The 8401-nt window shown below is 75.9% G+C and carries 9 protein-coding genes; 1 reads left to right on the top strand and 8 read right to left on the bottom strand.

Features of this window, described 5'->3' with window-relative positions; genetic code table 11:
- The 3 genes from ACFE60_RS11645 to ACFE60_RS11635 all read right to left on the bottom strand — a co-directional run.
- Positions 1–351, bottom strand: a 351-nt coding sequence (locus ACFE60_RS11645; protein WP_375389023.1) for an SDR family oxidoreductase, incomplete at its 3' end; no start/stop codon positions are given.
- 173 nt (positions 352–524) lie between these two features.
- Positions 525–1118 (bottom strand): aminoacyl-tRNA hydrolase, encoded by a 594-nt coding sequence (gene pth / locus ACFE60_RS11640; protein ID WP_375389022.1) that lies wholly within the window; start codon positions 1116–1118, stop codon positions 525–527.
- Positions 1119–1124: 6 nt separating this feature from the next.
- Positions 1125–1742 carry a 50S ribosomal protein L25/general stress protein Ctc gene (locus ACFE60_RS11635; RefSeq protein WP_375389021.1) on the bottom strand — a complete coding sequence of 206 codons (618 nt, stop codon included), beginning with the start codon at positions 1740–1742 and terminating at the stop codon, positions 1125–1127.
- A gap of 245 nt (positions 1743–1987) precedes the next feature.
- Here ACFE60_RS11635 and ACFE60_RS11630 point away from each other — a divergent pair, with 245 nt between their 5' ends.
- Positions 1988–2452, top strand: coding sequence for a cupin domain-containing protein (locus ACFE60_RS11630; protein ID WP_375389020.1), 465 nt, complete (start codon positions 1988–1990; stop codon positions 2450–2452).
- A 54-nt stretch (positions 2453–2506) separates the two neighbouring features.
- On the opposite strand, the gene ACFE60_RS11625 is transcribed toward ACFE60_RS11630, so the two are convergent.
- The 5 genes from ACFE60_RS11625 to ACFE60_RS11605 all read right to left on the bottom strand — a co-directional run.
- Positions 2507–3616, bottom strand: coding sequence for a RuBisCO large subunit C-terminal-like domain-containing protein (locus ACFE60_RS11625; RefSeq protein WP_375389019.1), 1110 nt, complete (start codon positions 3614–3616; stop codon positions 2507–2509).
- Positions 3613–4605 (bottom strand): S-methyl-5-thioribose-1-phosphate isomerase, encoded by a 993-nt coding sequence (mtnA, locus tag ACFE60_RS11620; RefSeq protein ID WP_375389018.1) that lies wholly within the window; start codon positions 4603–4605, stop codon positions 3613–3615. The genes ACFE60_RS11625 and mtnA overlap by 4 nt, the downstream gene beginning before the upstream one ends.
- On the bottom strand, positions 4596–5804 hold the full coding sequence (mtnK, locus tag ACFE60_RS11615; protein ID WP_375389017.1) for an S-methyl-5-thioribose kinase: 1209 nt from the start codon (positions 5802–5804) through the stop codon (positions 4596–4598). The genes mtnA and mtnK overlap by 10 nt, the downstream gene beginning before the upstream one ends.
- Positions 5801–6886, bottom strand: a complete 1086-nt coding sequence (locus ACFE60_RS11610) for an ABC transporter permease (RefSeq protein WP_375389016.1) — start codon at positions 6884–6886, stop codon at positions 5801–5803. Before ACFE60_RS11610 ends, mtnK begins: the two co-directional genes overlap by 4 nt.
- On the bottom strand, positions 6883–8401 hold a 1519-nt coding region (locus ACFE60_RS11605), incomplete at its 5' end, for a sugar ABC transporter ATP-binding protein (protein ID WP_375389015.1). The genes ACFE60_RS11610 and ACFE60_RS11605, both read right to left, overlap by 4 nt.

The following is an 8401-nucleotide window of genomic DNA, read 5'->3' as shown; positions in this document are numbered from 1 at the left end:
GGTGCAGAGGAAGGTCCCGGTGACGTTGAGGTCCACGACCTGCCGCCACTCGTCGACGTCGACCTCGTCGATCTCGACCGCACTGCCGCCCCGCCCCGCGTTGTTGAACAGCAGGTCGAGCCGGCCGAAGCGGTCGACGACGCCGTCGAACACCTCGTCGACGGAGTCCGGATCCGTGACGTCCCCGGGGAACGGGTGGATCGCCTCCGATCCCATCGCGACGTCCAGCAGCGCGTCGGCCCGGCGACCCACGATCGCGACCTCCCAGCCCGCCGCCGCCAGGGCGGTGGCGCACGCGGCGCCGACCCCGCTGCCGCCGCCGGTCACGATCGCGATGCGCGTGTCTGCCACGGCTCAGGTCTACCGGACCGCGGCTGATGAGCGCGGCCGCCGACATCCCGAGCACGTCAGCAGGCTGCGCTCGCTCCAGCAGGCTCGGGCAGCCGCCGTCAGCCTGCCCGAGCGCGACGGGCCTGCTCAGGTGCTCCTCCGGCCTGCTGAAGGGGGCTGCCGGAGGCGGTGCGTCAGCGGGAGGCGCGAGGGGCGTTCCAGCGCTGCTGCGCCGGATCGAGGCCGAGGGTCGCGAGGTCCGCCGCCGCGTCCGCGGCGTCGTCGAGGACGAGCGGCAGCTCCTTGCGCTCCGGCGGCGTGAAGTCGCGCAGCACGAAGTCCGCGGCCGGCTGGCGCCCAGGCGGGCGGCCGATGCCGATGCGCACGCGCGGGAACTCCGGGGTGCCGAGGACCGCGGCGATGTCGCGGACGCCGTTGTGCCCGCCGTGGCCGCCGCCCGACTTCAGGCGCAGGTCGCCGAAGGGGATGTCCAGCTCGTCGTGGACGACGATCAGGCGCTCCGGCGGCAGCGAGTAGAACTGCACGAGCGCGCCGACCGGACGGCCGGACTCGTTCATGTAGGTCTGCGGCGCCGCGAGCACGAAGCGCGTGCCGCCGGGCCGGGCCCGCCCCTCCGCGACGCCCGCCCCCGTCTTGTGCCGGGTGAAGCGGGCACCGAGGCGGGCGGCCAGCGCCTCGACGACCATGCGGCCGACGTTGTGCCGGTTCCCCGCGTACTCGGAACCGGGGTTGCCGAGCCCGACGACGAGCCAGGCGTCGTCAGGCATCGGGGATCAGGAGGCGGAGGCGACCGGCTCGGCCTCGGCGTCGGCCGGGGCCTCGGCGTCGGACTCGGCCTCGTTCTCGGGGGACTCCTCAGCCGGGGCGAGCGCGACGCCGACGACGAGCAGCTCCGGGTCCGCCGCGAGCTCTGCGCCGTCCGGCAGCGACACATCGGCGGCGGTGATGTGCGTGCCGTCGGCCGCGCCCTCGATGTCGACGACGAGGTGCTGCGGGATCGCGGTCGCGCTGACCTTCAGGGTCAGGGTCTGCGAGTCGAGCGTCGCGACGGTGCCGGGGAGGCTCTCGCCCTGCAGCACCACGGGCACCTCGACCTCGACCTTCTCGCCCGCGCGGACGATGATCAGGTCGAGGTGCTCGATGATCTGGCGCACCGGGTCGCGCTGCACGTCCTTGACGAGGGCCAGCTGGGCGCCGCTCTCGAGCGAGAGGTCGAGCACCGCGTTCGCGCGGCGGATGATCAGCGCGGTCTCGTGCGCGGGCAGCGAGATGTGCACCGGGTCGGTGCCGTGGCCGTAGATGACGGCGGGGATGCGTCCGGCGGCGCGCAGCTTGCGGGCGGCGCCCTTCCCGAACGACGTGCGCGCCTCGGCGGCGATCTTCTCGGCCATGCTGGTCCCTCCACACGGGGCCGCAGCGCGACCCGTTCGATCCGGTCGGCGGTCTCGCAGTCCGACGCCCGGGTGCGGGCGCGCTGCGTCGATCACGGCCGCGGCAGCACGCCGCGACCCTCGCCGAAGTCCAGCCGTAGAGCATAGCGGACCGGGAGCGGTGCCGGATCCGCGCTGCGCGGCGCCGTGACCTCCCGCTGCGGACCGGCTGGACCTCGGCGGGCCGGAGGAGGGAGCATCGGGGCATGACCGACCTGCGCGCCGCGACCGAGCCCCATCGCGGTCAGCCCGAGCCGTTCCGCTGGGAGGGCGTCGCGGAGCTCGCGTACAAGGAGCACGACTCCACGTTCCGCGGCGTCACCCGCCGCGTGCTGTTCGGGGCGGGGGACGGTCTCGGCGTCGAGGTGCGCTACTTCGAGGTGGCGCCCGGCGGGTGGAGCACGCTCGAGCACCACGAGCACCCGCACCAGGTGATCGTGCTGCGCGGCTCCGGCGCCTGCCTCGTGCAGGACCGGGTGATCCCGCTGGCCCAGCACGACCTCGTGCTCGTGCCCGGGTGGGCCTGGCACCAGTTCCGCGCGACCGGCGACGAGCCGCTGGGCTTCCAGTGCGTCGTGCCGCTGGACCGCGACCGCCCGGTGCTCCCCTCCCCCGACGACCTGGCGGCGCTGACCGCCGACCCCGGGGTCGCCGCCTTCATCCGCCGCTGAGCCCAACGTCTTGAAGGCGTTCTGGCGCGCCAGAACGCCTTCACAACGCAACGGCTAGGCGGGGAGGGTGTCCACCAGGGCGCGGAAGCGCTCCGCGGCGCCGCGCGGGTCGCCGGTGCGATGCAGCTCCCCGCCGATCAGCAGCACGACGTCCCGGCCGTAGAAGTCGACCAGCTCGGGCACCCGGTCCGGGCTCATGCCGCCGCCCGGCGCGGGGAGGGAGGCGGGCAGGTCCGCGAAGGGGCGCGCGCAGCCGTCCGCGATCGCGCGGCACTCCTCCGGCGAGAAGCTGAACCGGCCGCCGTACGACGGGAAGATCGCGACGTCCGCGCCGGACAGCCGCAGCAGCAGCCCGTAGAGCACGTCCGGTGCGATGCCGGCCGTCGGCGACACGGCCAGGCCGCCGAGCAGCGCGGGGTGGCTCATCAGCACGAAGTCGTCCGGGGTGTTGCGCGCCAGCCAGCGCAGCAGCGGCAGTCCGCCCACGCCCGGCACGACGAGCAGGCCGCCCGCCCCGGCGTCGAGCGCGATGCGGAGGCGCTCCTCCACCCGCTCGGGCGGCGCGTCGAAGCACGGCAGGTACCGGCCCGCGTGGCCGGAGGCCGCGTTTCCCGCGGCGATCGCCTCCGCGATCCGCGGCACCCGGTCGGCGTACGGCGACCAGCGCTGGTCGCCGAGGCCCTGGTCGTCCTTGATGAGGTCGATCCCGCCCTCCGCGAAGGCGCGGCCGAGCGCGGCGAGGTCCTCGGTCGGCAGCCCGACCGGCTTCAGCGCGGTCGCGAGGATCGGCCGCTCCGGCACCCCGAGCGCCCGCCGCACACCCGCGACGCCCAACGCCGGTCCGCCGCCGACCGCCCGCGCCAGCCCGGCCGGCACCTCCAGGTCGACGAGCCGGACCCCCGGCAGCAGCGCGCAGTTGCCGAACACCATCACGAGCAGCTGCGGCAGCTCGTCGCCGGCCAGGTCGTCGGGGAACTCGACCGTCGCGAGCGCGAGGTCCGGCCCCCGCTCCTCCACCGCGACGACGTGCGCCCGGGAGGGGGCCGCCTTCGCCGGCGCGAGGTCGGGCGGGAACTCGTGGCTCTGCTCGACGGCGAGCGCCTCCGCCCGGGACCGGGCGTCGCGGACGTCGCCGGCGAGCGCGTAGACGGCGCGGACGGTCATCGCGCGAGCCCCGCGATCGCCGGGCCGAAGGGCGGGTGCAGCACGCCCCGCTCGGTGACGATGCCGGTGATCAGGGCGGCCGGCGTGACGTCGAACGCCGGGTTCCACACGGCCGTGTCCGCCGCGGGGGCGCCGGCGCCGATGCCGATGACCTCGGAGGCGTCGCGCTGCTCGATCGGGATGGCGGCGCCGTCCGGCGTGGCCGGGTCGACCGCGTTCCAGGTCGCCGCGACGTAGAAGGGGACGCCCGCGTGATGCGCGGCGATCGCGAGCGCGAGGGTGCCGATCTTGTTCGCCGTGTCGCCGTTCGCGGCGATCCGGTCGGCGCCGACGACGACCGCGTCGATCAGCCCGCCGGTGAGCGCGGCGGCCGCGGCCGCGTCGATCAGCAGCGTGACGGGGATGCCGGCCTGCTGCAGCTCCCACACGGTGAGCCGGGCGCCCTGCCGGAGGGGGCGGGTCTCGGTCGCGTAGACCCGGACCGGCTCGCCCGCCGCCGCCTTCGCGTGCACGATGCCGAGCGCGGTGCCGCGGCCGGTGGTCGCCAGCGCGCCGGTGTTGCAGTGGGTGAGGAGGCGGTCGGCGCCGGCCAGCTCCCGCCTGCCCAGCTCGCCGATCGCGGCGCACGCGGCCCGGTCCTCCTCCAGCAGGCCGAGCGCGACGTCGAGCGGGTCCTCGCCGCGCAGCTGCGCCTCCCGCGCGAGCTCGACCGCGACCTGCAGGTTCACGGCGGTGGGCCGGGCGGCGACGACGCGCGACGCGGCCTCGTCCGGGTCCAGCCCCGCCCGCACGCCGAGCACGAACCCGAACGCGCCCGCCGTGCCGAGCACGTTCGCGCCGCGGACCGCGAGCGTCGCGATCGCCTCCACGACCTCGTCGAGGGTGCGCAGGCGGAGGTACTCGGTCGCGTCGGGCACCCGCCGCTGGTCGAGGACGGTCAGCCCGTCCCCCGTCCACGCGATGCTCTCGACGGCCCTCGTCACCGCCACGCGCCGATCCTCTCCCCGGTGAGGCCGTCGAGCGCCGCGGGGTCCGCGACGCCGTGCCGCTCGGTGATCCAGGCGCGCGCGGCGGTCAGCGCGGCGCCCGCGGCGTGCTCCCGGGCGGGCAGGTCGAGCGACTGGACGTCCGACACCTTCGCCCAGCCGACGATGCGGCGGACCGCCTTGACGCCGCCGAACCCGACGGCCCGGCGCCACGTCTCGGCGAGCCACGCCTCCAGGAACCCGTCCGTGAAGGCCGGGTCGACCCGCTGCGGCCAGAGCCGGCGCAGCTCGGTCTCGAACGCGCCCCAGGTCTCGCCGACGAGCCCGCCGACCCACTGCTGGAACGCGGCGGGCCGGTCGAGCGCGACCGCGCGCGCCTGCGCGAGGAGGACGTTGCCGAACAGCGCGCCGAGGTCGAACGCGATCGGGCCGTAGACGCCGAACTCGAGGTCGAACGCCTTCGCGACGACCGCCTCCTGAACCGGCGAGTCCGGCGCGACGAACACGCTGCCGGTGTGCAGGTCGCCGTGGATGCGCCCCTCCGCCGCGGTGAGGAACCGCCACTTCAGCTCGGCGACCTCGGCGAGCACCGCGGGCTCCCGCAGCGCGAGCACCGCGGGCGTCACGCCGTCGTCCCAGCCGTTGTGCTCGTGGTCGGTGAACGGCTCCGTGAAGACGAGGTCCTCGGTGATCCGGCAGAGCTCGACGTTGAGCGCACCTGCCGCCGCCTCCCGCACCGCCGCGGCGGGCAGGCCGAACGCGGAGGTGCCGAACGCCAGCCGCGCGACGTACCGCCCGAGGTCGGCGCCCGCCCCCGGGGTGATGCGGCCCTCGTTCAGCGCGGTGCGCCAGACCGTCCAGCTCGACAGGTCCTCGATGGCGATGAGCCGCCGCTCCGCGTCGAGCCCGAAGAACCGGGGCGTCGAGCCCGGGGAGGTGCGCGCCGCCGCCTCGTAGCCGCGCGCCTCCGCGAGGATCCGGTCCTGCGGCACCGCCCACGAGTGATCGGTGCGCACGTACGGCAGCGACTGCTTCAGCACCACGGAGGCGCCTGCCGCGTCCCGCGCGATGAATACGAGGTTCAGGTTGCCGTCCCCGACCTCGCGGACCTCGGCGGTGGCCGGGTCGACGCCGCCCGCCAGCCCGGGATGCGCGGCGAGGTACGCCGGGACGGTCGCCGCCTCCAGCAGCTCGACGCTCATCGGTGCGCCCGCCGGTTGAACAGCGCCGAGAAGCTGACGATCAGCGCCCCGACGAGCAGCAGGCCCTGCACGAAGTCCTGCGCGTAGTAGGGCGCGTTCAGCATCGTCAGCCCGTTCAGCACGACGCCGACGAACACCGCGCCGACGACCGTGCCGAACGGGTTCGGCCGGTTCGCGCCGAGCACCGCGAACCCGATCAGCGTCGCGGACACCGCCTGCAGCAGGTAGTCCGCGCCCACGTTCACGTCGCCGCGGCCGAGGCGCGCGGTCAGCAGCACGCCGCCGAGCCCGGCGAGGAACCCGCTGACCACGTACGCGAGCACCCGGAGGCGGCCGACGCGGGCGCCCGCGAGCCGGGCCGCCTCCCGGTTGCCGCCGACCGCGCGCAGCAGCCGGCCGGAGCGGGTGCGGGCGAGGAAGACGATCACCGCGGCGGTGACGACCACGAGCACGAGCACCGGCACCGGCACGCCGGCGACGTCGCCCTGGCCGATCCAGGTGAACGCGTCGGTGAAGGCACCGCCGGGCTTCGCCCCCTGGTAGCCGGAGCCGTTCGCGACGGACTGCCCCGCGGTGATGAGCAGGGAGGCGCCGGCGAAGACGAACATGGTGCCGAGCGTCGCGATCATGTCGGGCACCCGCGCGACGACGATGAGCAGGCCGTTGATCAGCCCGACCGCGGTGGCGACGGCGAGCCCGAGCAGCGGCGAGACGACCGGCCCGAGCCCCCAGTAGACGAGGCTGGCGGAGGTCACCATGACCGTGAGGCTGACGTTCGAGCCGACCGACAGGTCGAAGCCGTCGACGGACATCGACACCGTCACCCCGAGCGCCACGATCGCGACCACGGCGACCGACAGCAGGATGCTCAGCAGGTTGAAGGCCGTGAAGAACGCCGGCTGCGTGACCGCGAAGGCGACGACCAGGGCCGCGAGCAGGATCAGCAGGCCGTAGCGGAAGATCGCGTCCCGCACCCGGGAGAGGGGGCTGCGGCGGGCGGGTCCCGGCGCGCTCGGCGCGGGGAGGACGTCGGCCGGCTGGGCGCGCGGCTCGCCGAGGTCGCTCGGCAGGGTGCGGGTCATCGGCCCTCCTCCAGGACTGCGGGCTGCGGGCGGACGGCCCGCGTCATCAGGTCGGCCAGGGTCTCGGCGTCGACCGTCCGGGGATCGACCTCGCCGACGATCGCGCCGTCGGCCATCACCAGCACCCGGTCGGCGACCTCGAGGATCTCCTCCGGGTCCGAGGATGCCACGACGGTGGCGGCCGCGTCGGTCGCGCGGATGAGCCGGGCGATGTCGGCGCGCGCGCCGATGTCGACGCCGCGGAAGGGCTCGTCGAGCACGAGGAGGCGGGAGCCGGCGGCGAACCAGCGGCCGACGACGACCTTCTGGCGGTTGCCGCCGGACAGCGACTCGATCGCGGCGCGCGGCCCGGAGCAGACGACGCCGAGGGTGCGGATCACGTCGGCGGCGGCGCGGTCCTCGGCGCGGCGGCTCAGCCACGGGCCCCGGCGGTAGCGGCGCAGGTCGGGCAGCGTCAGCGAGTCGGCGACGCTCCAGCCGGGCACCTCCGCCGCCCGGGACCGGTCCTCCGGCACGAAGCCGACCCCGGCGGCGATCGCGACGTCCGGATGCGCGGGCCGGAACGGCACGCCATCGAGCGCGACGACGCCCGCCTCGACCGGCCGGACGCCCGCGAGCTGCTCGAGCAGCTCCGTCTTGCCCGCACCGAGCAGGCCCGTGATGCCGAGCACCTCGCCGCGCCGGACGGTGAGGTCGATGCCGGGGCCGCCGGGCAGCGCGCGGACGCCGACGACGTCGAGCACCACCTCCGCGCCCGGCGTGCCGGTGCGGGCGGACGCCGCGGTCGCCTCCAGGCCGCCGAGGATCGCGTGGGCGAGGCGGGCGGCGTCGAGCGGCGCGGTGAACTCGCCGGCGACGGCGCCGTCGCGCAGGGCGACGACGCGGTCGCACACGGCGACCGTCTCACCGAGGTGGTGGGTGATGAAGACGACCGCGGTGCCCTGGTCGGCCAGGCGCCGGACCGTGGTGTGGAGCGCCCGCTGCTCGTCGACCGACAGCGCCGCCGTCGGCTCGTCGAGCACGAGCACCGCCGGCGACGAGGCGAGCCCGCGGGCGATCAGCACCCGCTGCCGGTCGGAGACGCCGAGCACCCCCACCGGGGCGTCGAGGTCGATGCCGGGCAGGCGGTCCGCCGCGACGCGCTGCGCCTCCGCCCGGATGCGGCGCCGCGACGGGAACCGGCCGAGCCGCCCGCCGACGAGCAGCGGCAGCACCAGGTTCTCCGCGACGGAGGCGTCGGGCACCAGCGCGGCGTCGACGTCCTGGTGGACGGTCTCGATGCCCGCGGCGCGCGCCTGCTCGGCGCTCGCCAGCCGGACGCGCCGGCCCCGCACCTCCACGTGCCCGGAGGTCGGCGCCTCGGTGCCGGACAGGATCTTCGTCAGGGTCGACTTGCCCGCGCCGTTCGCGCCGACGAGACCGAGCACCTCCCCCGCGCGCACCTCGAGGGAGACGCCGCTGAGCGCGGTCGTCTCCCCGAAGCGCTTGCCGACCGACCGGGCGGCGAGGACCGTG

It is taken from the genome of uncultured Amnibacterium sp. (genome assembly GCF_964245895.1).
GTDB lineage: Bacteria > Actinomycetota > Actinomycetes > Actinomycetales > Microbacteriaceae > Amnibacterium.
This window is presented reverse-complemented; position numbering and strand designations above follow the sequence as displayed.

Coding starts and splice junctions, on each gene's coding strand:
- ACFE60_RS11635 (WP_375389021.1), bottom strand. CDS start 1,742: ATGGCCGAGAAGATCGCCGCCGAGGCGCGCACGTCGTTCGGGAAGGGC.
- ACFE60_RS11625 (WP_375389019.1), bottom strand. CDS start 3,616: ATGACCGTCCGCGCCGTCTACGCGCTCGCCGGCGACGTCCGCGACGCC.
- pth (WP_375389022.1), bottom strand. CDS start 1,118: ATGCCTGACGACGCCTGGCTCGTCGTCGGGCTCGGCAACCCCGGTTCC.
- ACFE60_RS11610 (WP_375389016.1), bottom strand. CDS start 6,886: ATGACCCGCACCCTGCCGAGCGACCTCGGCGAGCCGCGCGCCCAGCCG.
- mtnK (WP_375389017.1), bottom strand. CDS start 5,804: ATGAGCGTCGAGCTGCTGGAGGCGGCGACCGTCCCGGCGTACCTCGCC.
- ACFE60_RS11630 (WP_375389020.1), top strand. CDS start 1,988: ATGACCGACCTGCGCGCCGCGACCGAGCCCCATCGCGGTCAGCCCGAG.